This is a genomic window from Embleya sp. NPDC059237, from assembly GCF_042754105.1.
Lineage (GTDB): Bacteria > Actinomycetota > Actinomycetes > Streptomycetales > Streptomycetaceae > Embleya.
This window is the reverse complement of sequence record NZ_JBHZAE010000008.1, coordinates 34102-58472: the sequence shown is the minus strand read 5'-3', so window position 1 is coordinate 58472 and position 24371 is coordinate 34102. Positions and strand designations below refer to the sequence as shown.

General features: G+C 71.4%; 19 protein-coding genes and 2 tRNA genes. 8 read left to right on the top strand and 13 right to left on the bottom strand.

Going from position 1 to position 24371, the window contains the following annotated elements; translation table 11 throughout:
- Positions 1-28 precede the first annotated feature (28 nt).
- Both ACFXKZ_RS25030 and ACFXKZ_RS25025 read left to right on the top strand, forming a co-directional pair.
- Positions 29-1864 (top strand): protein kinase, encoded by a 1836-nt coding sequence (locus ACFXKZ_RS25030; protein WP_380003219.1) that lies wholly within the window; start codon positions 29-31, stop codon positions 1862-1864.
- Positions 1865-2809: 945 nt separating this feature from the next.
- Positions 2810-3541, top strand: a complete 732-nt coding sequence (locus ACFXKZ_RS25025; protein ID WP_380003218.1) for a transglycosylase family protein — start codon at positions 2810-2812, stop codon at positions 3539-3541.
- Between the two features lie 319 nt (positions 3542-3860).
- Here the strand turns inward: ACFXKZ_RS25025 and ACFXKZ_RS25020 are convergent, their stop codons facing one another.
- Positions 3861-4037 carry a hypothetical protein gene (locus ACFXKZ_RS25020; RefSeq protein ID WP_380003217.1) on the bottom strand — a complete coding sequence of 59 codons (177 nt, stop codon included), beginning with the start codon at positions 4035-4037 and terminating at the stop codon, positions 3861-3863.
- Between the two features lie 137 nt (positions 4038-4174).
- Between ACFXKZ_RS25020 and ACFXKZ_RS25015 the strand changes: the two genes are divergently transcribed.
- Positions 4175-5608: a VWA domain-containing protein gene (locus ACFXKZ_RS25015; protein WP_380003216.1), complete on the top strand. Its 1434-nt coding sequence runs from the start codon at positions 4175-4177 to the stop codon at positions 5606-5608.
- 183 nt (positions 5609-5791) lie between these two features.
- Positions 5792-6694, top strand: a complete 903-nt coding sequence (locus ACFXKZ_RS25010; RefSeq protein WP_380003215.1) for an MmgE/PrpD family protein — start codon at positions 5792-5794, stop codon at positions 6692-6694.
- 71 nt (positions 6695-6765) lie between these two features.
- Here the strand turns inward: ACFXKZ_RS25010 and ACFXKZ_RS25005 are convergent, their stop codons facing one another.
- The 4 genes from ACFXKZ_RS25005 to ACFXKZ_RS24990 form a co-directional block, all read right to left on the bottom strand.
- Positions 6766-7353, bottom strand: a complete 588-nt coding sequence (locus tag ACFXKZ_RS25005) for a hypothetical protein (protein ID WP_380003214.1) — start codon at positions 7351-7353, stop codon at positions 6766-6768.
- A 185-nt stretch (positions 7354-7538) separates the two neighbouring features.
- Positions 7539-8756 (bottom strand): helix-turn-helix domain-containing protein, encoded by a 1218-nt coding sequence (locus ACFXKZ_RS25000; RefSeq protein ID WP_380003213.1) that lies wholly within the window; start codon positions 8754-8756, stop codon positions 7539-7541.
- Positions 8757-8984: 228 nt separating this feature from the next.
- Positions 8985-9057, bottom strand: a tRNA-Arg gene (locus tag ACFXKZ_RS24995).
- 477 nt (positions 9058-9534) lie between these two features.
- A tRNA-Ser gene (locus ACFXKZ_RS24990) sits at positions 9535-9623 on the bottom strand.
- Between the two features lie 144 nt (positions 9624-9767).
- Here ACFXKZ_RS24990 and ACFXKZ_RS24985 point away from each other — a divergent pair.
- Positions 9768-13106, top strand: coding sequence for a PAS domain-containing protein (locus ACFXKZ_RS24985; protein WP_380003212.1), 3339 nt, complete (start codon positions 9768-9770; stop codon positions 13104-13106).
- Positions 13107-13335: 229 nt separating this feature from the next.
- Here the strand turns inward: ACFXKZ_RS24985 and ACFXKZ_RS24980 are convergent, their stop codons facing one another.
- On the bottom strand, positions 13336-13653 hold the full coding sequence (locus ACFXKZ_RS24980) for a hypothetical protein (RefSeq protein ID WP_380003211.1): 318 nt from the start codon (positions 13651-13653) through the stop codon (positions 13336-13338).
- Between the two features lie 371 nt (positions 13654-14024).
- Here ACFXKZ_RS24980 and ACFXKZ_RS24975 point away from each other — a divergent pair, with 371 nt between their 5' ends.
- The gene (locus ACFXKZ_RS24975; protein ID WP_380003210.1) at positions 14025-15680 is read left to right on the top strand and encodes a long-chain fatty acid--CoA ligase; all 1656 of its coding nucleotides are present in this window, start codon (positions 14025-14027) and stop codon (positions 15678-15680) included.
- Positions 15681-15736: 56 nt separating this feature from the next.
- Here ACFXKZ_RS24975 and ACFXKZ_RS24970 read toward each other — a convergent pair whose 3' ends face one another.
- The 6 genes from ACFXKZ_RS24970 to ACFXKZ_RS24945 all read right to left on the bottom strand — a co-directional run bounded on the left by ACFXKZ_RS24970 (position 15737) and on the right by ACFXKZ_RS24945 (position 21584).
- Complete coding sequence (locus ACFXKZ_RS24970; protein ID WP_380003209.1) at positions 15737-16543, bottom strand: DUF1906 domain-containing protein; 807 nt, start codon at positions 16541-16543, stop codon at positions 15737-15739.
- Between the two features lie 128 nt (positions 16544-16671).
- A complete protein-coding gene (locus tag ACFXKZ_RS24965; protein ID WP_380003208.1) occupies positions 16672-17853 on the bottom strand; it encodes a lipid-transfer protein in 1182 nt (393 codons plus the stop codon).
- Positions 17850-18299 (bottom strand): MaoC family dehydratase, encoded by a 450-nt coding sequence (locus ACFXKZ_RS24960; protein ID WP_380003207.1) that lies wholly within the window; start codon positions 18297-18299, stop codon positions 17850-17852. The genes ACFXKZ_RS24965 and ACFXKZ_RS24960 overlap by 4 nt, the downstream gene beginning before the upstream one ends.
- On the bottom strand, positions 18296-19423 hold the full coding sequence (locus tag ACFXKZ_RS24955; RefSeq protein ID WP_380003206.1) for an acyl-CoA dehydrogenase family protein: 1128 nt from the start codon (positions 19421-19423) through the stop codon (positions 18296-18298). The genes ACFXKZ_RS24960 and ACFXKZ_RS24955 overlap by 4 nt, the downstream gene beginning before the upstream one ends.
- Positions 19423-20394, bottom strand: a complete 972-nt coding sequence (locus tag ACFXKZ_RS24950) for a bifunctional MaoC family dehydratase N-terminal/OB-fold nucleic acid binding domain-containing protein (RefSeq protein WP_380003205.1) — start codon at positions 20392-20394, stop codon at positions 19423-19425. Before ACFXKZ_RS24950 ends, ACFXKZ_RS24955 begins: the two co-directional genes overlap by 1 nt.
- An 8-nt stretch (positions 20395-20402) precedes the next feature.
- Positions 20403-21584 carry an acyl-CoA dehydrogenase family protein gene (locus ACFXKZ_RS24945; protein ID WP_380003204.1) on the bottom strand — a complete coding sequence of 394 codons (1182 nt, stop codon included), beginning with the start codon at positions 21582-21584 and terminating at the stop codon, positions 20403-20405.
- Positions 21585-21830: 246 nt separating this feature from the next.
- On the opposite strand from ACFXKZ_RS24945, the gene ACFXKZ_RS24940 reads away from it, so the two are divergent.
- Positions 21831-22436: a DUF4291 domain-containing protein gene (locus ACFXKZ_RS24940; RefSeq protein ID WP_380003203.1), complete on the top strand. Its 606-nt coding sequence runs from the start codon at positions 21831-21833 to the stop codon at positions 22434-22436.
- 40 nt (positions 22437-22476) lie between these two features.
- Here the strand turns inward: ACFXKZ_RS24940 and ACFXKZ_RS24935 are convergent, their stop codons facing one another.
- On the bottom strand, positions 22477-23262 hold the full coding sequence (locus ACFXKZ_RS24935) for an SDR family NAD(P)-dependent oxidoreductase (protein WP_380003202.1): 786 nt from the start codon (positions 23260-23262) through the stop codon (positions 22477-22479).
- A gap of 143 nt (positions 23263-23405) precedes the next feature.
- Between ACFXKZ_RS24935 and ACFXKZ_RS24930 the strand changes: the two genes are divergently transcribed.
- Positions 23406-23951 carry a nuclear transport factor 2 family protein gene (locus ACFXKZ_RS24930; protein WP_380003201.1) on the top strand — a complete coding sequence of 182 codons (546 nt, stop codon included), beginning with the start codon at positions 23406-23408 and terminating at the stop codon, positions 23949-23951.
- Positions 23952-24371: the final 420 nt, after the last annotated feature.

Sequence of the window (24371 nt, the reverse complement as noted above, 5' to 3'; positions counted from 1 at the left end):
GTTCGGGCGGACTGAACGGGGAACGCGCATGATCGATCCGTTGCTACCCGACGACCCTCGCGACGTCGCCGGATATGTGCTGCGCGGCAGGCTCGGGCAGGGCGGCATGGGCAGTGTCTACCTGTCGCATACGCGGGGCGGGCAACCGGTCGCGCTCAAGGTCGTCCGGCCCGAACTGGCCCGGGACGCGGAGTTCCGCAGGCGGTTCGAGCGCGAGGTACAGGCCGCACGGCGCGTGCACGGGCCGTACACGGCGCCGGTCCTGGACAGCAACACCGACGGCCCGCTGCCGTGGCTCGCGGGCGCGTATGTCGCGGGCCCGCCGCTGTCCGAGGCGGTTCGGGTACACGGGCCGCTGCCCGTCGAGTCGGTGCTGCTGCTGGTCGCCGGTGTGGCGGAGGCGCTGGAGGCGGTACACGCGGCCGGCGTGATCCACCGCGATCTCAAGCCGTCCAACGTGCTGTTGGCCGCCGGCGGGCCGCGCGTGATCGACTTCGGCATCGCCCGGGCGGCGGACACCACCGCGCTCACCGGCTCCGACGTGATGGTCGGCACACCCGCGTACATGTCGCCGGAGCAGGTGTCGGGAAAGCCGGTGGGGTTCGCGAGCGACGTGTTCTCGCTCGCGCTGGTCGGGCACTATGCCGCGACCGGGGACCACCCCTTCGGGCAGGGCCACGCCCAGGCGCTGATGTACCGGATCGTCGGCCAGGCCCCGGACCTGAGCGCGAGCCCGGCGGTGTTGCGCGAGCTGTTCGCGGCGTGCCTCGCGAAGGAGCCCGCCGACCGGCCCTCGCTCGCGGACGTGATCGAAGGTTGTCGGCGCGGTGCCGACGTGGCCGTCCTCGTGCGGGGCGCGAACTGGCTGCCGGCGGGCGTCGTCCGGGAGATCGCCGAGCGTGAGGCGGCCCCGTCGCCGGCCGCCGCGGACCGGGCGGTGCCGGCCGGCGCGGCGATCCCACCGCCGCCGAAGCCGGCCGGCCCGCCGTGGGTCCCGCCGCAACCGTCGACGTCGCCGGCGCCACCGGTACGACCGCCCATGGTGGGCCCGGGTCCGTACGCGGCCGGCGCCGCCGGTGTCGGCCCGGCCGGCCCCGTCGCCCCGGCGGGCCCCGTCGGCTTCGCCGGCCCGCCACCCCCGCCCCTGCCCGCCCACCCGCACCCCGACGGCGCCACCCGCCGCCGCCCATGGGCCCGCATCGCAATGGTCGCGGTCGCGGCGGTGGCCGTGGTCGTGGCCGCCGTCCTGGTCGTACCGCCACTGCTGGACGGGGACGGTGACGGAGACGGCGGCAAGGACTCCGGGTCGGCCGACGGCTCCGGCACCGACCCCACCACCGGTCTGAAGCGGATCCGTTCGAAGGTCACCATGGTGATCGAGGCCCCCACGATTCCTGCGGCCTCCTTCCTCGAAGACGACGTCTGCAAGGGAGGTTTCGCCACACTGATCGACCTGGAGAAGCTCGCGGTCACGCCCCGCCGGCCGGACGCCGAGGACCGGGATCTGCTGCCGACGACCACGCTCAAGTACGTGGCGTGCCATACCGATTCGGGTACCGACGCCGACCGTTCGATCACGGCCGAGCTGCGGTTCCTGGACCCCCAAGCCGTCGCGGGCCTGGTCAGCCGCCCCGACGCGACCGCCGCGGAATGCCGGGCCGCCGCCCGCACCGCGGCGTTGCCCAGTTCGGTGCCGCTGACCGTGCTCAATTCGAGTGTCGCGTCGGGCAAGGTGGGGTTCTGCGTCGAGACCGCTCGGCAGACCCTGGTGCTGGTGTGGCTCACCGGAGTCCGGGACGCCGAGGCCGGACACGGCCTGCGTACCTTCACCGTCGACGCCACCCAGTGGAAGCCCGGATCCTGACGGCGCCCCGACCACGGCGCCGGCGGTGACCCTTCCGCGCCGGGGCGCGCCGGATCGCCGTGGAGCACGGCGGAGCACGGTGGAGCACGAGTGGTGCACCCCTATATAAAGGGGCGCGCCCGGCGCGACTTTCGGCGCGAGGGAATCCGCTTTCCCGACGGCCCGGATCGTGATAACACCGGGCCTTTCCCCGGGCCTCGGCTTCCGGAAGGATGTCTTCCGTGTCGGCGTCCTTCGAAAGGGGCGCAAATAGCCCCTCGTACGGGTGAAAGTGGCGCGGGTCACAACTTTCGATGTGGCCTGGATCGCATTCGGCATACTTTTCCGGCCGGTGGTGGAACGCTCTCGCAGCGTACATATGCGCAGGTTGGAAAGGGTGTCCCGGTCGACTGCCGGCCGGTTATACCCGCTGTGCCCACCGACTGCCACGGTCGGATTTGTGATGCCGCTCACTCCACACGTGTAAGTCGGACATAAAGGTGCTTAAGGATCCGGCGAAATACCGCCTCCGGGCCGCTCGGGTGCGTGATCGTTCGATCGCATCCGGTGATAATTCGACACTGTGTCACAGCATGAATGCGTAGCGTGTAGAGCTGGTGGTCAAAACGGGCAAAAGGTTCCCAGGTTTGCGGCCCGGTAAACGCGAATCCGGCCCGGAAGAGGCTCCCGAGCGGTGCTCTCGGCATTTCCGGTACCTATCCTGACCTGCGTAAATGCAAGAGCGGGTTGATAAGGGCCGGATCACCTGTTTATGGTCCTGGCGATGTGCAAATCGCACCTCCTGGGTTCCCGCCGGCACGGCATGGCGGAACTCGCGGTCTGGGAGGGCCGCGGGGTTGCGGCATCGGACATCACGTCTCCGGCGTGAACGTTCGGTTCCGGGCAGGGGTGATCCGCAAGGATCGCGCCGGTCCATCCGCCCCAGGGGAATTCCGAGAGGAATGTATGTCTCTCCGCAACGCTTTCGGTCGCACCAACACGCACCGCGGCATGGGCCGTACCCAGCGCCGCCTGCGCACCGCGACCATCGTCGGCGTCGTCGCCGCCACCCCGCTCGTCGGGCTCGCGACCGCGACCTCGGCCGGCGCTGCCACGACGTCCACCTGGGACAAGGTCGCCGAGTGCGAGAGCGGTGGCAACTGGTCCATCAACACCGGCAACGGCTACTACGGCGGCCTGCAGTTCACGCAGAGCACGTGGCGCGCCAACGGCGGTACGGGCAGCCCGCAGGGCGCCTCGAAGGCCGAGCAGATCCGGGTCGCCGAGAACGTGCTCAAGTCCCAGGGCCCGGGCGCCTGGCCGGTGTGCTCGAAGAAGGCCGGTCTGACCCGCGGCGGCGGCAGCCCGTCCGACTCGGGCAGCACCACCTCCTCGAAGGCGTCGACTCCGAAGAGCACGACTTCGAAGACCACGCCGAAGAAGGCCGTCGCGCCGCAGAGCGAGACGCCGAAGAAGTCCGCTCCGGTCACCAAGTCGGAGCCGACGACCGCCAAGGTCGAGACCACCACCACGGCGACCGAGGGCACCTACGTCGTCAAGACCGGTGACACCCTCAGCGCGATCGCCGCGGCGAACAACGTGAGCGGTGGCTGGCAGTCGCTGTACGCGAAGAACCAGGGCGTGGTCGGCACCAACCCCGACCTGATCCTCCCGGGCCAGAAGCTGGTCCTGCGCTAGAACCACCCGGGGCCGTGGGTCCCGAACGGTTCGGCGTACGCCGTGTGTCGGTCGCGACGCGGTGCACGGCGGTCGAGTGAAGAGCGCGAAGACGGTCGGGGGCGGCCGCATCTCCTGTGTGTACACCGGGAGATGCGGTCGCCTCCGGTCGTTGTGGGAAGACGGCCGCCCGCGGCCGTCATGGGGAACATGTTTCCGGTTCGGTCACCACGGCACCGGCAGCACTACGGCGTGCCGTGGAGGGGACGGAACGTCGCGAGGGCCCCGGGCCGGTCTCGAACAGGCCCCGGTGGTCCGACAGTCGGCCCGGGCGGCACCGTCAGGCGCGGCCCGGGCCGCGCTGCCTCGCGGCCGCCTCGGCGGCGCACAGCGACTCCAGGCGGCGGGCGATCGAGGCCGCGCGCTCGACCAGCAGCCGGGCACGCTCGTGCTCGGCGTCGCTCCACTCGCCGGGGTCCGCGCGATGGCCGCCCGGATGATGACCGTTGTTGCCCATAACCGCTTGGTTCCCACCTGATGGGGAAAATCATTCACGATGTGCCGGCCGATCACTCGTGATGCCGATCACGTCCACCTTCCGGGCGGTGCGGACACCTCTGCGGGAGGCCGCCCGTTCGGGCCACACTGGCGACCATGACGACTCTGATCGCCGGGGCGAACATCCCGGTTCCCGCGGGTCCGTTGACCCTGGTGATCCGCCGTGCGGCGGACGCGCCGAGTGTGGACGCCTCGGCGCTGCTGCTCGGATCGCACGGCAAGGTGCGTACGGACGCGGACTTCGTGTTCTACAACCAGCCCACCGGCGCGGACGGCGCGGTGCGCCACGTCGGTTCGGACGCTGAGGGCGAGAGTGTTCGGGTCGATCCCGGTGCGCTGCCCGCCGATGTGGAGCGGGTGGTGCTGGCCGCCTCCGTGCATGAGGGCACGTTCGCCGGCGTGGGTGGGTTGTCGCTGGTGGCGCTGGACGCCGCGGGCGCGGTCGCGGCGACCTTCGAGGTGCGGGCGGGCGGGGCCGAGACGGTGATGGTGCTCGGCGAGTTGTACCGGCGGCAGGGCGCGTGGAAGTTGCGCGCGATCGGGCAGGGGTACGACAGCGGGCTGGCCGGGCTCGCGAGCGACTACGGCGTGGACGTGGGCGAGGAGGACCAGGTCGCGGAGGCCGCCGGGGCGCCGGTCGGGGCCGCGGTGCCCGTCGGGACGCTGCCGGTGGTGCCGGTGGGCGGTCCGCCGTTGGGTGTCACGCCCGGGTGGGCGCCGCCGCCGTACAGCGACGAGCCGACCATGCGGCTGCCCGCGCCGTCGGACGACCCGCAACTGGCCGGGCTGCCGCCGGAGGTGGGCGCGCGGATCTCGCTGCGCAAGGAGGCGGTGCGGATCTGCCTGGAGAAGAAGGGCCTGCACGGGGTGCGGGCCCGGGTGGCGATCGTGCTCGACCGCTCCGGCTCGATGCGCGCGCAGTACGCCGGGGGCGCGGTGGGGCGCCTGGTGGAGCGCATGGCACCGATCGCGGCTCGGCTCGACGACGACGGCGAGTTGGACGCGTGGATCTTCGCCGACGAGTACGCGCCGCTCGACCCGGTGCGGATCCCGGAACTGCCGCGCTGGATCGCGGACAACGTCTACATCGACGGCGGTGGCCGCCGCCCGCAGTCGCCGCCGCTGCCGGACGGGTCGCAACGTTCGCCGGACCCGCTGGCCGGGGTGTACGGGGGCAACAACGAGCCGGCGGTGATCGAGGACATCATCGCGCGTTACCGGCGTGAGCCGGGCGCGCCGGTGCTGGTGCTGTTCTTCTCGGACGGCGGGGTCAACCGGAGCAAGCAGATCCAGCGGTTGTTGACGGACGCCGCCGGGTTGCCGATCTTCTGGCAGTTCGTCGGTCTCGGCCGGTCCGACTACGGGATCCTGGAGCGGATCGACACGATGCCGGGGCGGCTGGTGGACAACGCCGGGTTCTTCCAGGTGGACGACATCGACCGGATCTCCGACGTCGAGTTGTACGAGCGCATCCTCTCCGAGTTCCCGCAGTGGCTGACGGCGGCGCGGACGGCGGGCGTGGTGCGCTGAGTCGGGGCTCGGGCGGGGTTCGCCTACGCCGTGTGCCGTGTGTCGTGTGTCGCGCGTTTGTGGAGTGCCGCGTGCCCGACGTGATTGGGGGCTGACGCGACGTCACCGGGGCGGTCACAATGGGACATTGCGCCGTCCTTTCACACCACGTCGTCGGGCAGTCGAGGCACGCGGAGGGATTCCATGGCGATATCGGGCGAATTCGCCGATTGGGCCACAGAATTGACGATGCGTCATATTCCGGTCACGGTACGGCGGGCGACGGGTCGGCGGATCCTGACGGCGATCGCGGGCGGGGTCGGCGCGGCCCGGGTGGGCGTCGTCGACCCGGCCGTACACGTCGCGGTCGGCATCGGCGGCCCGCCCGAGGCGGAACTGATCGGCCATGCCGCCGGCCGGCTCGCCGCGCCCGCCGCCGCGCTCGCGAACGGGATGCTGATCGGTGCGGCGGGCCCCGCGCCCGCCGACACCCCGGCCGGCGCGATGGCCGTGGTGCTGCCGGTGGCGCTCGCGGTGGGCCAGGAGGTCAAGGCGCGCGGCGACGAGGTGTTGGTGGCGGTGGTCGCCGGGCACGAGATGGCGTGCCGGCTGGCCGACCGGGACGGCTCGCCCTCGATCGGGATGCTCGGCGCCGCGCTGGCGGCGGCCCGGCTGATGACGCTCGACCGTCGCCGGATCCGGGACGCGGTGGGCATCGCGGGGGAGTTCGCGGGCGGCCCGGTCGGTCGGGGTGGTACCGTCGGGGTGGCCGAGGGGGTCGCGGCCGGCAACGCGGTGATCGCCGCCCGCTTGGCCGCCTCCGGCGCGAGTGGCCCGGTCGGCGGCATCGACGAGTTGTGCCGGGCCCGACGGCTGCGCCCGGAGGCGGTACTCGACGGCCTGGGCGGTCTCGGCGGCAGCTGGGCCTGCGAGCGGCACCCGGCGGCCGAGGTGACGGACTACCAATTCGATCTGGAAACCTGCGAACTCCTCGGCGGCCGGCGCCGCGACGCCAGGGCCTTGGTCGCCGAGATCCGCGCCCTGGCCTTCGCCCCGTCCCTCGACTCGATCCTGTCCCTGACGGTAAAGGTCGCAGCGGGCACGTGACATTGGGCCGATCCGCGCCCGACACCCTCGACGACGCCCCACCGCCGACCGGGCGCGTGGGCCTCGACGCGTTACCAGTCGCAGCCCCAGTCGATGTGGCGCAGGGGGCCGCCGATGTCGTGGCGGGTGACGCGGTGGGTGTTCTCCAGGCCGCGCAGGTGGAGGAGTCGACGGTCGTCCAGCAGGCGGGCGCGCTCGGGGGAGACGTCGCCGACGATGAACCACGACGTCGGCCCACGCTTCGGCGTGAACCACCCACACTCGTGATGCGCCCAGCCGTCGGCGAGCGAGGCGACCACGGCGAGACCGCGACCGAGTTCGAGCCGCCGACGAGGCAAGTGGGTGACCCCGACCTCGCGAAACACCACGGCCAGCACGGGCCGCCCCTCGTCGGTAGCGCCCGTAACGTCCAGGACGTACGAGGTGGCCTCGGCCGCGAAGAGCGCTTCGCTCACCAACTCGGTAACCATCAACCCGACATCGCCCCGCCGCCCATCCCCGATCCCGACCCCGTCACCCACCTCCCACACGAGACGCCGCGCAACCCCCGCCGCCTCCGCAACGGCCGGCAACGACCGCGACACGACGATGAGCACCGCCTGCGGCGCGGCGGGCGCCGATGTCGTGACGTGGCCGAACGACGTGAATGGCTTGCTCACGACGAGCCCCTTTCCGAGATGTTGTTCGCCGAGCCACGGCCCGGGCCCGAACGGGTCGGCACGACTCGGGCGAAAGCGACGTGATGCGGCACTCGACGCCCGGCAATGTCCGTGTGGGTAGCATCAGGCCGAAAATGCGGCGACCGGGGACGGATTGTCCCCGGTCGCTTTGTGTACCCGCTTCGCTACGCGGCGATCAGGCCGATCCGGTCGGCCAGCCGAAGAGCGTCCTCACGCACGGTCGCCCCGCCGTGGTCGACCAAGCCGGAGACCAGCGTCCGGCCGATGGGAGAGTAGGTGAGCGTCTCCGAACTGGTGCGCCAAGACCGATCGAGCAGGCTTGCCGCCGCGAGTTGGTCGCCACGGTGATGGGCACCCCGAGCCAGCTCGATCCAGTGCCGGGCCCGCCGTTCGACGCTGGGGATCGAGAGCGGGTCCAGTCGGTCGGCCTTGCGTTGCGCCTCACCGGCTTGCCCGAGTTCCACGTCGATCATGACGTCGTAGAGGTCGACGATCGCGTGACCGAAGCCGTGCCACGGATGCGAGTATCCGTCCGGCAACTGCGGCACCACTGCGGCAGCCTTGTCGAAGTAGCGGCGCGCTTCGCCCTCTTGGCGCTCCCGTGCTGCGGTCAGTGCGGCACACAGCCACAAGTGCCCGTACATCGGCAACAGCCGATTCGCCGCATCGTCGAGTTGTGGGCGCAACAGTTCGAGGGCACGGAGCACCAAGGTCTGCGCATCCTCTCCCCGGTCGCAGGCACGGATGAGATGGGCGAGGTAGAAGGCGGAACCGGCAAGGGCCAGTGGGTCGTCCGATGCGCGGGCCGCCGCCATCGCTCGATCCGCGACGAGCCAGACCAGCCGCGGCTCGGCCTGCCATGCCAGATACGCCTGCGCCAAGTGGTAGACCTCGGACAACAGCGCCTGTGCGGTCCGCCGTTCCTCTCCGTCGTAGGTCTCGGCCGCTCGCTCGGCCTCGTGCATGAGCCCCGGAAGGGCCCGGCCGATCTCGGTCCGCTGCTGCGTCGATGTGTGCCAGGTCCGCCATGCGCTGTCGAGTTGGGCCCTTACCCGGTCGAGCGTCGGCGGCTCTTCGGTGGCAGCGCCGAGTGGGTACGCCATGAGTGCGCGGCGCACCTTGTCGAGCGTTTCGTGTCCGGGGCGGGTGTAATCCATGGTGCGCACCTGGCGGCCGACCAACTCGGTCAGATCCGCCACGTGCAGTACCTCGGCGAGACGAAGCAGCATCGGCAACGGTGTGCTGCGCTTCCCGATTTCGATCGACTTCAGCCATTCGGCACTTTTGCCGCAAGCCGCCGCGACGGCAACGCGGGTCATGCCCTGTCGGGTTCTCCGGTCGCGGATGCGCCGGCCGATCTCGTGCGCGTGGTCGTCAGCCACTGTGTCCCCTACCCGTGCGTGCGGGTTCGCCCCCGTGGGCGGTGCGGTGTGACGTAGGGCGGGGGCGGTACCCTGCCTGTGATGTGAGTCATCGTCAGGTTACGCCTGCTGGTGACGGATACGGCCCCGTCGTCCGGTTCGTCACCGACGCGGGGCCGTTGTCTCGATGCTGTACCGACCACGGAAAAGGCCCTCTCCGGTTTCCCGGAGAGGGCCTTTGATCTGCTGTGCGCTCGGCAGGATTCGAACCTGCAACCTTCTGATCCGTAGTCAGATGCTCTATCCGTTGAGCTACGAGCGCTTGGTCGGCTTGACCGAGGTCAACAATACATGGTCCCCCGCTCGGGGTGAAATCCATTGTCCGGTGGTGGTGTGAACAGGGCATTTCGTGAGCAATCGGGTTCGGTTGGTGGGGGATCCGCAGCCGAACGGGTGAGTGTGGGCGAGGGGGGCGACGCGTGGTGGGGGCTTGGGTCGTGCGGATGGGTGGCGCGGCGCGTGAGTGTGGCTTGGTTGTGTTCGCTGCCGGCTGAATTGGGCCTTTCGGGCATGTCGGCGGACGGGGGGTATGGCGGGTGTGATCGGCCGGCGCGAAGTCGCGGCGGTGTTCGCTGTGATGGCGGATGTGCGCGGGTCCGGGCGAGGGCTTCGGATATGAGCCTTATATCGGACATCGTGGCCTGAGTCGTGACCCGGGGTCGCCGCGCGATCACGGAAAGGTCACGACGATGGGCGCGAAACAGCCCGCCTGGTGGGACCAGACGGGCTGTTCGTCGAGCGGAGGCTCCGGGATTTGAACCCGGGATGGGGATGAACCCAAACCGCATTAGCAGTGCGGCGCCATAGACCGGACTAGGCGAAGCCTCCATCGGTGTTTGCCGACGAGGAACAGATTACTAGGCTCGTCAACGTGACTGCAAAAACAATGGGATAGTCGGTCGTGACATGCCCCGGCGGCGACGGGCAAGATGGCCGTCGCGCAGTCCGAGGACCGGAGGAGGTACGCGCTTCGTGAGCAGCAGGCCATCCCGAGGCGCTGCTCGCCTCGCCGCCATACTCGACGCCCTGCCGGACGCCCTCCTGCTGGTGAATCGCAACGGCACCGTCGTCAACGCGAACGCCATGGCACTGGAGGTCCTGGAGGCGCCGGGCACTCCCGTGGTGGGTCGCGGTCTCCTCGACCTGCTCCCGTCGTTCGACCACCGGCGTATCCCGGGATCGGTACGGGCCACCAACGACACCCGCGACACCCGGACCAAGCCGACCCGGATGTCCGCGCACCGCACCGACGGCGGGGTCTTCCCGGTCGAGGTGACCAGTGCCAACCTGCCGGCGGGATACGACGACGAGTTGCTGATGATCGTCGTGCGCGACCTCACCGGCAAGGTCGACGTCGAGGCCGAACTCGCGCGCCAGCAACGGCAGACCGAGATGATCCTGCGCGCGGCCTGCGAGGGCATCATCGGCATCGACGCCGAGGGCGACATCGTGCTGGCCAACCCGGCCGCCGCCCGGATCCTCCGCCACCGGGCCAGCGACCTCGGCGGCCGGAATGTGCACGAACTGCTCATGCACGCCCGCGCCGACGGCTCCCCGCTGCCCGCCGAGGAGTGCCCGCCGCTGGTGACCTTGGGCAACGGCCGCCGGCAGCGGCTGCGCGACCAGGTGTTGTGGCGCGGCGACGAGGGCTTCGTGACGGTGGACATGATCACCGCGCCGATCCTGCTCGGCGGTGCCGTGGTCGGTGCCGTGATGACCTTCAGCGACACCGCGCGCGAGAAGTCGCTCGGCGAACGCCGGGCACAGCTGGCCGAGTTGGTGGACACGGAGATACTGGGCCGACTCGAGGCGGTACGCGGTCGGCTGAAGAAGGTGGCCGACGGCGGCGCCGGCGAGGTCGGCCACGGCGCCCGTCGGATGGTGCGTCAGGTCGCGGGCGAGTTGGAAAGCCTGGAGGAACTCGCGAGCGAGGTGCTCGCCCACCAGGCGGCCGACGCCGACCCGACCCCCGCGGCGGACGACGCGGAAACCCCGGCCGAACCCGAGCGCATGCCGACCACGGTGGACGACCTGGTCGACCGCGCCATGGAAACGGTGACCTATCTCGCCCGCGGCGCGGGTGTGGAGTTCGCGGTCAACGCGTCCCCCGTCGGAGTCCGGGTGGACGTCGACGCGATGACCCGCGCCCTGGGTCACCTGCTCGCGGACGTGGTCGCGGCCGGCCCCGAGGGCTCCACCGTCGTGGTCGCGGCGGCCCAGCGCGGCAACCTCGCCCGAATCGAAGTACGCGGCCCCGAGAGCCGCAACAGCAGCGTCCGCGTGCCGCTCGCCCGCGCCGTGGTCGAGGCGCACGGCGGCACGATCGAATCGCACACCGTGGCCGGCCGGGGCAGCACGTACGTCGTCGAACTGCCCGCCGACGAGGAGGCCGCCGAACTGGTGGTCAGCTCCGGCGAACACCGCGCGGCCAAGGGCCGCCGCGCCCGCCAGTCGGGCCGCCCTGACCCGGGCACCGACAAGACCGGCAAGGCCGGCAAGAGCGACAAGACGGATGAGGCCGGCAAGGCGGCCAAGGACGAGCAGGACGCGGACGGCGACGAGGCGGCGAAGCCGGGCAAGGCCGCCGCCGGCGCCCCGAAGCAGGCCGACGAACCCGACGACTCCGACGACTCCACGCCCGCCGCGGACGAGTCACCCGACTCCGACACGGACACCGCGCCCGCATCGACCCCGGCGAAGCAGGCGGCGACCGCCGACCGCACCGCCGCCCCCAAGCGCCGCATCGGCGCGGCCGTCACCCCCCGCAAGTCCGCGACCCCCGACGCACCGGCCGCCGCCGACCGCGAGAGCGCCGACCACGACCCCGAGGACCGCCCCGCCCCCGGCGCCGGCGTCGAACTCGCCGTCCGTGGCCGCGGCGCCCAGCCCCCACGGGCCCGCCTGGAGCCGGCCGGCTCGTCCACCCCGCCCGTACCCGCGCCTCCGCCGCCCGGCTCGGTCGCCCCCGCACCGCAGGGCCCGTTCGCCCTGCCCGCCGGCACCGTCGCACCGGTGCCCCTGGTGCCCGCGAGCGCAGGCTCCGACGAGGGCCGGCACGAGCGGCCCGACGCCGACGCATACGACGAGGCCGAGGAGGCCGCGCGCAACAACAGCGGCGCGTTCGAGGCGGTCTACCCGCCCCGTTCCCGCCGCGGCCGCGCCGCCCGCGAGCTGCCCGAGGCCGCCGACAACCCCGCCGGGGCATCCGGTTCGCACCGCGGCGCCGCCCACCAGGACCCGGCCACCACCCCGGGCCGGCAACCCGCGACCCCGGCGACCCCCGCCGCCGGCGGCCGGCTCAACGGCGCGCACACCCCGCAGGGCGCCCAGACCCGCCGCCGCCTGTCCACGCCGCCCGCGCCGATCCCGGCGCAAAACCGCGCGGCCGACCCGACCGGGCGCACCACCAGCGTGCAGGACCGCCCCGGCCGCCCGGCCGCCGCCGACATGCCGACCGAGGTGTTGCCGCCGATCCCGGCCGCGCCGGACCAGCCGATCCCGTTCCAGGGCCGACGGCCCGGATTCCCGGCCGGCCCGCCCGGTGACGCCGAGGCGATGTCCGGCGCCGACCTGCCGACCATGGTCAGCCCGGCGCCGGACGGACAACCGCGTCGGCTGCTGGTCTGGCCCGAGCCGGACACCGCGACCGCGGGTGCGCTGACCGCGCGCGGCTGGAGTCCGCTCCTGGTGCGCTCGCGCGAGGAGGTCGACGCGAGCGTCCCCGTGCAGCCGGCCGCGCTGTTCGTGGACCCGCTCACCGGCCCGATCACCCGTACCGCGCTCCAGTCGCTGCGCACCGCCGCGACCGCCGCGCAGATCCCGGTCCTGGTCACCGCCGGCCTGATGCAGGCCACCCGCGACGCCGCGTTCGGCGCCGACCCGGCCGTACTGCTGCGCTCGCTCGCCCCCGCGGACAGCGCCGGACACGCCTCGCGGGTGCTGCTCGTCGAGGCCAACCCGGACATCGCGGCCGCGTTCACCGCGTCGCTGGAGCGGCGCGGGATGGACGTGGTGCACGCGGCCTCGGAGAGCGAGGCGGTGTCCAAGGCGTCCAGCGTCGAGCCCAACCTCGTCGTGCTCGACCTGATGCTGGTGCGCCGGCGCCGGATGGGCGTGGTCGACTGGCTGCGCAACAACGCGCGGCTGCACTCGACGCCGATCGTCGTCTACACCACGCTCGACCTCGTCGAACACGACCTGCACCGGCTCCAGACCGGCGAGACCGTGCTGTTCCTGGCCGAGCGCTCGACCCGCGACGACGTACAACAGCGCATCGTCGACCTGCTCGGCAAGATCGCCTCACCCAAGTAGGGGACGACCCCGAGCACCCCGGCCGAGCAAACCGAGCAAACCGAGTAAGCCGAGCAAACCGAGTAAGCCGAGCAAACCGAACAAGCCGGCCGAACCGCCCCGCTCGATCACCCGCACCGCCGCCCCGGCATCCCGGTCCGGCGGCGCGGAATCGTGCACGTCCGCACTCGGATCGCCGGTACCCGCGGCCCGCACGGCACCCGCCTTATCCGCACCGACCCACAACGCCTCACCATGCCGCCGGCCCCCGTGCGTGCAGTCGGCGACTCATCTCACCGACGGTCAGCGCCAGTTCGGTGCCGAGGTCGATCGCCTGCGGGTGATCGTGGTGTTCGCGCATCCACCAACACATGACCTGCACGATAGGCCCGGCGGACTCCGGATGTCCGATGATCGCGGTGCGCGCGCACAACGGCCGGGCCGGGCCGTCCCGGCCGATGTGGAACCAGTAGCCGTTCCGGAAGCCGAGCACGGGGTGGCCCAACGCGTCCGGCAGTACGACGTCGTACGGCGGGTGCGGTTCGGGTCGGACCTCCAACGGGTACACGAGGTGCCCTCCAGGGGGACGTCGAGGGCTCGCCGGTCCCCCTCCGGAAGAGCGGAAAACGGGAGTTACGGAATGCTCGCCGCGTTCCGTCGAAAACGATGTGCCATCCGGAGCAACCGGGACACCGTCGCATTCTTCCGTCCGGCTAGCCCGGTTGGCCGATCGCCACGCCTGGTTCACCCGTACGGGCGCATGGCGGATCGCGACGGGCGCGTGGGTCGGCGCGTGATCCGGCGTCGGTCCGGAAACCGAGCCGCCCGGTCCGCAAACCGAAACGCGCCGCTCAAAGGGCTGACAACGACCCGATCGGCGAGAAAGAATCCCCTACACCTCGACCGGTCCCCGTCCGGCGAACGCAGGGAGGCTCCACTGTGCTGAGCACGATGCAGGACGTGCCGCTGACGATCGCTCGCATCATGCGACACGGCACCACGGTGCACGGCGGCTCGGAGGTGGTGACCTGGACCGGCGGCGCGCCGCGCCGGGCCTCCTACGCCGAGGTCGGCCGACGCTCCGCGCAACTGGCGCACGCCCTGCGCGAACTCGGCGTCACCGGCGACGAACGGGTCGCCACGTTCCTGTGGAACAACCAGGAGCACCTGGAGTGCTACCTGGCGATTCCGTCGATGGGCGCGGTGCTGCACACGCTCAACCTGCGGCTTCCCCCCGAGCAGCTGGTCTACATCGCGAACCACGCCGACGACCGGGTCCTGGTCCTGGACGGCTCGCTGGCCGCGCTCGCCGCCCCACTGCTGCCCATGCTGAGCACGGTCGAACACGTGGTGGTCACCGGCGCGGACACCGACCTGGCCCCGCTCGCCGACTGCGGCAAGCAGGTGCACCGCTACGACGACCTGCTCGCGGGCCGGCCGACCGAGTTCGACTGGGCCGAGGACATCGACGAGCGCCAGGGCGCCGCGATGTGTTACACCTCCGGCACCACCGGCAACCCCAAGGGCGTCGTCTACAGCCACCGGTCGACCTACCTGCACAGCATGCAGGTGTGCACGATGGAGGGCTTCGGCCTGGGCCCCGGTGACCTGCTGTTGCCGGTCGTACCGATGTTCCACGTCAACGCGTGGGGCCTGCCGTACGCGGCGATGTTGTGCGGCGCGTCGATCCTGATGCCGGACCGGTTCCTCCAGCCGGAGCCGCTGGCCACGATGATCGCCGCGGAGAAGCCGACGTTCGCCGCCGCGGTGCCGACCATCTGGACCGGGCTGCTCGACTACCTCGACGTACACAAGACCGACGTGTCCTCGCTGACGGAGGTCGTGGTCGGCGGTTCGGCCTGTCCGCCGGGCCTGATGCACGCGTTCGAGGAGCGGCACGGGGTCCGGATCATCCACGCGTGGGGGATGACCGAGACCTCGCCGCTGGGTTCGGTGGCCCGCCCGCCGGCCGGGCTGACCGGCGACGAGGCGTTCCCGTACCGGATTTCGCAGGGTCGCCTGCCCGCGTCGGTGCAGGCCCGCCTGGTCGGCCCGGACGGCGCCGACATGCCGTTCGACGGCGAGGCGGTGGGCGAACTGCTGGTGCGCGGGCCGTGGATCGCGGGCGCGTACATCGGCGACGAGGGCTCGGCGGACGCCAGTGGCGGCGGCCGGTTCAAGGACGGCTGGCTGTACACCGGCGACGTCGGCACGATCACCGCCGACGGCTTCCTGCGGCTGACCGACCGCGCCAAGGACGTGATCAAGTCGGGCGGCGAATGGATCTCGTCGGTCGAGTTGGAGAACACGCTGATGGGCCACGAGGACGTGGTCGAGGCGGCCGTGGTGGGCGTACCCGACGACAAGTGGGGCGAACGCCCGCTGGCGACGGTCGTGTTGCGCGAGGGCGCGCAGACCACCGTCGAGCAACTGCGCGACTACCTCGCCGGGCAGGTGGCCCGCTGGCAGGTGCCCGAGCGGTGGAGCCTGATCGCCGCCGTGCCGAAGACGAGCGTCGGCAAGTTCGACAAGAAGGTGATCCGCCGGCAGTACGCGGAGGGCACGTTGGAGGTCAGCGAGGTCGACCGCGGCTGACCCGGGGCATCCGTCGGCCGGACCCGTCAAGGGCCCGGCCGACGGCCCGAAAACGCTCAGAACACCCCGACCGGCCCGTCCACCGCGTTGCGGTCGATGGACATGGTCCGGCCGCCGTACGTCTCGGTGACGTTGCCGCTGTACTGGTGCACCCGGCTGCCGTGCCAGTGCCCGTCGGGCAGCGCGCCGTCGCCGCTGGTCACCGCCTTGTCGTCCCAGCGGGCGTACCAGATCGCGTCCGGGATCGAGCGGCTGCCGACCGCCTGGACCACGTCGGCGACGCCGGAGTCCAGGCTGCTGTAGTAGCCGGCCACGAAGCCGCGCTCGCGGACCCGGTCGGACCACGCCGAGACGAAGTCGAGCACGGCGGTGCGGCACGCGGCGTCGGTGTTGTCGTACGCCTCCATGTCGAACCAGACCGCGCTGCCCCGCCGGAACCCGAGTGCGGTGCTGCGGTCCACCATGTCGTCCGCCTCCGCGACCCCCTGGCCCGCGGCCTGCGCCGGATCGATCCGGCCCGGTTTGCGCGACTGCGAGCACGGCGCCTGCAGGCCGACCTGGATGGGCAGGAAGTCCCAGCCCTGGTCGTGCACGGCGGTGACCCAGTCGCGGGTCAGCCGGGTGCTCTTGCAGGCCCGGTTGTCGCCCGCGACATAGATGCCGACCACCTTGTACGGCGACTCGCGCCAGGCCTGCATGGTCTCCACGGTGGGGGTCTCGCAGGTGTCGAAGCCCGGACCGGAGACGAAGAACGACCGCCCCGACCGTGCGGCGGCACCCTCGGCGAGCCCGGCGGGCAGCAGGCCGAGCACGGCGATGAGCAACACGGTCGAGGCGATTCGACGAGTGAGCAGAGGACGCACGAGACCTCCTGGCATGGCGGGAAGGAGCGCTTCCACCACGCTGGGCATGGCCGGCGGCGAAACCGACGGACCGCCCGGACGACACGCCGAAGCGTCACCCGGGCGGCCCAGTGCGGGCGGGCCGGCCGCTACTCCACGCCCAGCACCAGCCCCGACGTCGGCACCCCGGTGCCCGCGGTCACCAGCACGTTGTGCACGTTCTCGACCTGGTTGACCGAGCTGCCCCGGATCTGCCGCACGCCCTCGGCGATGCCGTTCATCCCGTGCAGGTACGCCTCGCCCAGCTGCCCGCCGTGCGTGTTCGTCGGCAGCTTGCCGCCCAGCTCCAGGCCGCCGTTCGCGACGAACGCCGGCGCCTCGCCGCGCCCGCAGAAGCCGAACTCCTCCAGCTGCATCAGCACGAACGGGGTGAAGTGGTCGTAGAGCACCGCGGTCTGGATGTCGTCGGGGGTGAGCCCGGACGTCTGCCACAGCTGCTTGGCGACCACGCCCATTTCGGCCAGGCCGGTCATCTCGTCCCGGTAGAAGCTGGTCATCTGGTCCTGGAGGCGACCCGCGCCCTGCGCCGCCGCGTTGATGATCGCGGGCTTTTGCCTGAGGTCCTTCGCCCGCTCGGCGCCGACGACCACGATCGCCTGCGCGCCGTCGGTCTCCTGGCAGCAGTCGAGCAGGCGCATCGGCTCGACGATCCACCGCGAGTTCTGGTGGTCCTCCAGGGTGATCGGCTTGCCGTGGAAGTACGCCTTCGGGTTGTTCGCCGCGTGCTTGCGGTCGGCCACCGCGACGTGGCCGAACGCCTCGGTGGTCGCGCCGTAGACGTGCAGGTAGCGCTGCGCGAACATGGCCACCCACGAGGCCGGGGTGAGCAGGCCGTGCGGCATGTTCCAGCCCAGGCCCACCCCCTCGACGGTGGGGTCGCGCTGGAGCACGCCGGAGCCGAAGCGGCGGCCGGAGCGCTCGTTGAACGCGCGGTAGCAGACCACCACGTCGGCGACGCCCGTGGCGACCGCCATCGCGGCCTGGGCGACGGTGGCGCAGGCCGCGCCGCCGCCGTAGTGGATCCGGCTGAAGAAGGTCAGGTCGCCGATCCCGGCCGCGGCGGCGACCGCGATCTCGGGGTTGGTGTCCATGGTGAAGCTGACCAGGCCGTCCACCTCGGACGGGGCGATCCCGGCGTCGGCGAGCGCGGCGCCCACCGCCTCGACGGCCAGGCGCAGTTCGCTGCGGCCGGACTCCTTGGAGAACTCGGTCGCGCCGATCCCGGCGATGGCGGCCTTGCCGCGCAGGTTGTCGGCGTGCTTGAGGCTCACGCGTCGGCTCCTTCCAACAGCTTCACCGTGACCGTGCCGGTGACGTGGTTGCCGAGCTTGTTGGCGCCGACGACCGCGATCTCCACGAGCGGGGTGCCGTCCTCGGCGGTGGGCTTGGCGGTCACCGTGCCGGTCAGGGTCATGGTGTCGCCGGGGTAGTTCGGGGCGCCGAGCCGGATCGCGACCTTGCGCAACTCGGTCTCGGGGCCTCCCCAGTCGGTGATGTAGCGCCCGACCAGGCCGTTGCTGGTCAGGATGTTCATGAAGATGTCCGGCGAGCCCTTTTCCGCGGCCAACTGCGGATCGTGGTGCACGTCCTGGAAGTCGCGGGTGGCCAGGGCCGTGGCGACGATCAGCGTGCGGGTCAACGGGATGACCAGCGGCGGCAGTTCGTCGCCGACGGACACCTCCGCGTGGGTCAGGCTCGCCGGGTTCGCGGTGGTCATCGGTTGCCTCCCTGGGCGGGCACGTGGGCGAGCAGGTCGCCGAGCGCGGCGAGGTGCTGGATGCCGCTGCCCAGGGTCACGTCGATCTGACGGCCCCACAGGAAGTGGCGGTGAATCGGATGGTCGATGTCGGAGCCGGTGCCGCCGTGCAGGTGCTGGCACGCGTGCACCACGCGCTTGCCCGCCTCCGAGGCGTACCAGCGGGCCACCAGCGCCTGCTCCGTGGCCGCCTCGCCGCGGTCCATGCGCCACGCGGCCTCCAGCGTGGTGACCCGGATGGCCTCGGTGTCCATGTACGCCTCGGCGGCGCGCAACATCACGCCCTGCTTGGTGGCCAGCGGCTTGCCGAACTGCTCGCGGGTGTTCACGTGTTCGACCGTGCGGGCCAGGCCGCGCTCGCACACGCCCACCTGCTGCGCGGCCAGCGCGACCCGCGCGCGGTCGACGATCCAGTCGGCGATCTCCGTGCCTGCCTCGGCGGTACCGAGCAGCGTGGCCGGCGCGTCGGCCAGCGTCAGGTTGCCCGACGCCCACGGCGCGGTGGTCGGCGCGGCCTCGATCGCCACGCCCGCCGCGTCGGCGTCCACCGTGAACACCGCGAGCGCACCGTCCAGCGACGCGGTGACCAGGATCCGGTGGGCCACGGTCAGCCACGGCACCGCCCGCTTCGCCCCGTCGAGCCGAAAACCCCCGCCGTCGCGCCGGGCGGTGGTCCTCGGCACCGCGGGCAGCGCCGCGCCGACCTCGGCGAGCGCGCCGGCCACGATCCGCGAACCGTCCAGCAGGCCGGGCAGTTCGCTCTCGACGGCCGCCGGCGTACCGAACCGCAGCAGCGGCAGCAGCCCGTAGACGACCGTGTCCAACAGCGGGATCTGCGCGGTGAATCGGCCCTGCTGCTCCACGAGCAGCGCGAGCCCGACCAGGCCCAGGTCGCCGCCGCCGTGCTCCTCCGGGATCAGCGCGCCGACCAGGCCCGCCTCGGCGACCCGGCCCCACAACTCGGCGTCCAGGTCCGCGCCGGACTGGGCGAGCTTCTTCAGCCGCTCGTCGGTGGACTGATCGGCGAAGATGCGCTCGGCCAGCGAGACCAGGTCCCGCTGGTCCTCGGTGAGGTTGAAGTCCATCAGTTCTCCCCGACCACTCGGAACGCGGGCACGGTCAACTCGGCGTCGTGGGTCACGAATTCGACCTGCACGCGCTGTCCGATCCGCACCTCGTCGTGCGCCACGCCCAGCACGTTGCCGAGCATCCGGACACCCTCGTCGAGTTCGATCAGGCCGACCGCGTAGGGCATGTCGAACGCCGGGAACTTCGGGTAGTGCATGGTGACGTGCGAGTAGACGACGCCCGCGCCGGCCGACTCGACGCTCTCCCACTCCAGCGATGCGCAGTGGTTGCAGCCGGGCGCGAACGGGAAGCGCGGGGTGGCGCAGGCCGTGCACTTCTGGAACAGCAGTCTGCCTTCGGCCACGCCGTCCCAGTAGGCCCGGTTGTCCTTGTTGACCACCTTGCGCGGGCGCAGCGCGCGCTCCGCCGGCGCGGCCTTCGGCTTCTTCTTGTGCGGCGTGTAGCGCAGGATCCGGAAGCGGTGCGTGCCGACCAACTCGCGGCCGGCCTCGCCCTCGACGTAGATGTTGACCAGCGTGGTGATGAAGTGGCCGACGCCGAGACCCGTGGTCTTCTCCTCGGACACCGTCTCGATCAGCTGGTCGTACTGCACCACCTCGCCCAGCCGCAGCGGTCGGATGTACTCCTGCTCGCAGTTGGTCGCCACGACCGAGCCGAAGCCGTTGTCGGTGAAGTGTTTGTACAACTCGCCGGTGACCGTGTTGACCGTCAGGCCCGCGTCCATCCCGCGCATGATCCACACCTGGAGCATGGTCGCGGGCGCGACCACCTCGCCGAAGTGGGTCGCCGCGGCGGCCTCGGGATCGGTGTAGACCGGGTTCTTGTCGCCCATGGCCTCGGCCCAGTGCCGGATCATCGGCCCGTTGACCGGATCGAGCGCGAGCACGCCCGACTGGTCGTGCACACCCTCGTACTTCTTGACGACCGCGAGGAAGGCGGCCTTGTCCCGGCTGGTGGTGTCCGTCATGTCGTCCTTCACCGCTTCACTCGCGTCATGCCAAGGCGGACCATGGCGACGATCTCCCGCTGGACCTCGCTGACGCCGCCGCCGAAGGTGTTGATCTGGGCGCGGCGATTCATCGCCTCCAGGAGTCCGTCGCCGAACGCGCCGGGCGACCTCGGTCGCAGCGTCGCGTCGGGGCCGACGATCTCCATCAGGTTGCGATATACCTCGATGGCACCTTCGGTGCCGAAGAACTTCACGCCCGACGCATCACCCGGGTTGAGCGTGTTGTTGCCGACGTCGTGCACCAGACGCCAGCTGAACATGCGTACGGCGGACAGGCGCGCGTAGGTCTCGGCCAGCTTGAGCCGCACCCACGGCTGGTCGATCACCTTGACGCCGGGTTCCACCTCGGTCTCGCGCGCCCACGCCAACACCTCGGCGAAGAAGTCCTCGGCCTGCATGCCGAGCGCGGCGAGCGCGACCCGCTCGTGGTTGAGCTGGTTGGTGAGCAGCTTCCAGCCCGAGTTCTCCTCGAACACCAGGTTGTCGTAGGGCACCCGGATGTCGTCGTAGTACGTCGCCGTGGTGGTCATCCCACCGACGGTGACGATCGGGGTCCAGGAGAAGCCCGGGTCGGTGGTCGGCACCAGGATCATCGTGATGCCCTTGTGCTTGGGGGCGTCCACGTCGGTGCGGCAGGCGAGCCAGATCCAGTCCGCGCCCTGGGCGGTGGAGGTGAAGATCTTCTGCCCGTTGATCACCCACTCGTCGCCGTCGCGCACCGCGCGGGTGCGCAGCGAGGCCAGGTCGGTGCCGGCCGAGGGTTCGCTGTAGCCGATCGCGAAGATGATCTCGCCGGCCAGGATGCGCGGCAGGTAGTAGCTCTTCTGCGCCTCGGTGCCGAACTTCATCAGGGTCGGGCCGACGGTGTTGAGGGTGACCATCGACACGGGCGCGCCGGCGCGATACGCCTCGTCGAAGAAGATGAACTGCATCTCCGGGCCCTTGCCCTGCCCGCCGTACTCGGTCGGCCACCCGATGCCGAGCCAGCCGTCGGAGCCCAACTGTCGGCGCACCCGCCGGGTGGTCGGACCGCCTGCCTCGCCCTCGCGGTCGAGGTCCGCGCGGACGTCGGGGGTGATCAGCCGGGTGAAATAGTCCCGCAGCTCTGCCCGCAGAGCGTCCTGCGCCGGGGTCGGGGCGAGATGCACGTCACTGCTCCTTCACGTGCGTGGATCGCGTGGTCGCGACGCGGGTCGACGCCCGCCGGGCACGGAAGGGTCGCGGTCGGGTCTGCCCCGCGCTGCACATCGATACGGACCGGGAACGCGTGTCACCCGGCACGTCGAATCTCTCCGACTCGGGATCGCTTGTCAATATCAAGCATTTTTTCGATGCCGGCGGACCCGCGGAAAACGGGTGGTTCGGGCCCGGGTGGGGCCGCCACACTGGCGGGCATGGACATACCCGCCCGGCAGATCCGTGCGCTGTGGAGCGAGGACACGATCACCGTGTACCAGGCGTACAAGCCGCAGATCGCCGACGCGGCCGTGCGGGACGGGCGATTTCCGGACACCTGGAGCCGGGAGCGGATGACCTGGGTCAAGCCCAGCTTCACCTGGATGATGTACCGCTGCGGCTGGGCGACCAAGCCGCGCCAGGAGCGGGTGCTCGCCCTGGAGATCGACCGCACGGGTTTCGAGGCGGCGCTCGCGGGGGCGTGCCTGAGCCACTACGAGCCCGGCACCTACCCCGACCGCGACGCGTGGGGCCGACGGCTGCATGCGACCGCGGTGCGGATCCAGTGGGATCCCGAACGCGACTTGGACCTGCGGCCGTTGGCGCATCGTTCACTGCAACTCGGGCTGGCCGGATGGGCGACGCGCGCCTACGCCGACGAGTGGACACGCCGGATCACCGACGTGACCGCGCTCGCGCATCGGGTGCACGACCTGGTCCGCGCCGGTGATCACGACGGCGCCCGCGCGTTGTTGCCGGTCGAGACGGTGTACCCGTTGCCGGCGGAGCTGGTGCCGGTGATCGGGGCCTCGCCGGTGGGCTGAGGGCCTGTCGCCGGGAGCCGTCCGCGGCCCGGCGGCCGGCTCAGTGGACGGTCAGCCCGCCGTCGATGCTGACGATCTGGCCGGTCATGAAGCTGCCCGCGTCGGACGCGAGCAGCAGGGCCAGGCCGGTCATCTCCTCCGGCGCGGCGATTCGGTTCAGCGGCGCCGCGCCCCGCATCCGGGCCATCGTCTCCGGGCCGGTCTTGCGGACCATGTCGGTCTCCACCGCGCCCGGGGCCATCGCGTTGACCCGGATGCCGTGCGCGGCCAGCTCGCCCGCCATGGTGCGCGTGAACGCGACGAGGCCGGCCTTGCCCGCGGCGTACAGGCCCTTGCCCTCGGCACGGGTGAACACGGCCGCGCTGACCACGTTGACCACCGAACCGCGCCCGGAGGCGATCAGGTGCGGCAGCGCGTACTGGACCAGGAACACCGGTCCGCGCAGGTTGACCGAGAACGACTTGTCCCACGCCTGCGGGGTGATCGCGCCGAGCGGCTGGGCGAGTTCGTTCGCCGCGTTGTTGACCACGATGTCGATGCCGCCGAAGTGCGCGACGGTCGTGTCCACCAAAGCGGCCAACTGCTCCAGTTCCCCGCAGTGCGTGGCCACCGCGAGCGCCCGGCCGCCGGCGTCGGTGATCTCCTTCGCCACCGCCTCGCAGGCGTCCGCCTTGCGGCTGGCGATCACCACCGAGGCGCCCGCCGCGGCATAGGCGTGCGCGATGGCCCGCCCGATGCCCCGACTGCCTCCCGTGACGATCGCCACCCGACCACTCAGGTCGAACATCGCGTTCGCGTCCCGTACTTCGCGCGTGTCGCCGCTCATCGGCCACCCGTCCCGTCCGCCACCTCGGTGGCTCGTCCTCCGTGCGTGCCCGTGGATGCGACACGTGTGGAGATTTGTATTGCACAGTCAACTACTTCGGGGCAAGGTGTCGGGCGAATCGACGACCGGCGGAAGGCACGTACATGGCGGGGCTGATCGACGCGCGACGCACGTGGGAACTCGCCGAGAAACGACTGGCCGAGGAGCGTGATCCGCGCCGCCGCGCGATCTTGACCACGCTGGTCGCGCACATGCACGCCGAGCACGAGGGCGATCTCGACGCGCTGATGGCGACCGTCGCACCGAACGCGTGTTATCACCAGTGGGGCGCGTCGGTTGTGGACAGGGCCCCCAAGAGTCACGCCGAGGTCCGCGAGTTCTATCGTGCCGTGGTCGAGAACGACTGCGGCCGACTCGCCCACCACATCGACCGGTTGACGGTGGATCGGGACACCGTGGTCACCGAGGGGATCCTGCGGATCGCCTACCCGGGCCGGGTCCTGGTCGGGATGGGTCGGTCGGTGCCGGACGTCGACGCGTTCTACCTGTACGAGACCCGAATGGCGATCGTGTGGGCCTTCGACGAGCAGGCGCTCGTGGTGTGCGAGGACAGCTACTCCACCGGCGACGGGTTCGCCGACATGCGCCGACTCGGGCCGGACGAGGTGCCCGCGCGGATGGGCGTCTGACGGCGTGTCACCGGGGCCGGCGGCGGCGCCCCGGCCCACCATGGGACTCCCGCGCGGCGGCCGACGCGGGCGGTTCGCGGTCCTGTCGGTGCTGTCGTTGTCCACAGGAGCTGCGCGGCAACCCCCACATATTTCCACAGCCTGTGGATAACTTATGCACAGATGGGATCCCGATCTGTCGGTGGGCCGGCGGATCGGTGATCGCTCGTGTCCACAGGGGCTGGCGGGAATGCATTCATGGTTGGCGTTTCCGCCACTCACTTCGACTTCGCCGCACCGGTCAGGATCGGAGGCGAGCCGGAGGCCCCCCGCTCACCTCCCGACCGCAAGCGCGTTCCGGGGTGAGGACGCCGATCGGCTCGCTCCCTCCATCGAGCACGGGGTCGTTGGAGGAGAGTGCTCCACGGGGGATGGGTCCGC

What these genes read in the sequence shown, in the direction of transcription:
- ACFXKZ_RS25030 (WP_380003219.1), top strand. Translation starts at nt 29, where the DNA reads ATGATCGATCCGTTGCTACCCGACGACCCTCGCGACGTCGCCGGATAT.
- ACFXKZ_RS25025 (WP_380003218.1), top strand. Translation starts at nt 2,810, where the DNA reads ATGTCTCTCCGCAACGCTTTCGGTCGCACCAACACGCACCGCGGCATG.
- ACFXKZ_RS25020 (WP_380003217.1), bottom strand. Translation starts at nt 4,037, where the DNA reads ATGGGCAACAACGGTCATCATCCGGGCGGCCATCGCGCGGACCCCGGC.
- ACFXKZ_RS25015 (WP_380003216.1), top strand. Translation starts at nt 4,175, where the DNA reads ATGACGACTCTGATCGCCGGGGCGAACATCCCGGTTCCCGCGGGTCCG.
- ACFXKZ_RS25010 (WP_380003215.1), top strand. Translation starts at nt 5,792, where the DNA reads ATGGCGATATCGGGCGAATTCGCCGATTGGGCCACAGAATTGACGATG.
- ACFXKZ_RS24960 (WP_380003207.1), bottom strand. Translation starts at nt 18,299, where the DNA reads ATGACCACCGCGAACCCGGCGAGCCTGACCCACGCGGAGGTGTCCGTC.
- ACFXKZ_RS24955 (WP_380003206.1), bottom strand. Translation starts at nt 19,423, where the DNA reads ATGGACTTCAACCTCACCGAGGACCAGCGGGACCTGGTCTCGCTGGCC.
- ACFXKZ_RS24950 (WP_380003205.1), bottom strand. Translation starts at nt 20,394, where the DNA reads ATGACGGACACCACCAGCCGGGACAAGGCCGCCTTCCTCGCGGTCGTC.
- ACFXKZ_RS24940 (WP_380003203.1), top strand. Translation starts at nt 21,831, where the DNA reads ATGGACATACCCGCCCGGCAGATCCGTGCGCTGTGGAGCGAGGACACG.
- ACFXKZ_RS24935 (WP_380003202.1), bottom strand. Translation starts at nt 23,262, where the DNA reads ATGAGCGGCGACACGCGCGAAGTACGGGACGCGAACGCGATGTTCGAC.
- ACFXKZ_RS24930 (WP_380003201.1), top strand. Translation starts at nt 23,406, where the DNA reads ATGGCGGGGCTGATCGACGCGCGACGCACGTGGGAACTCGCCGAGAAA.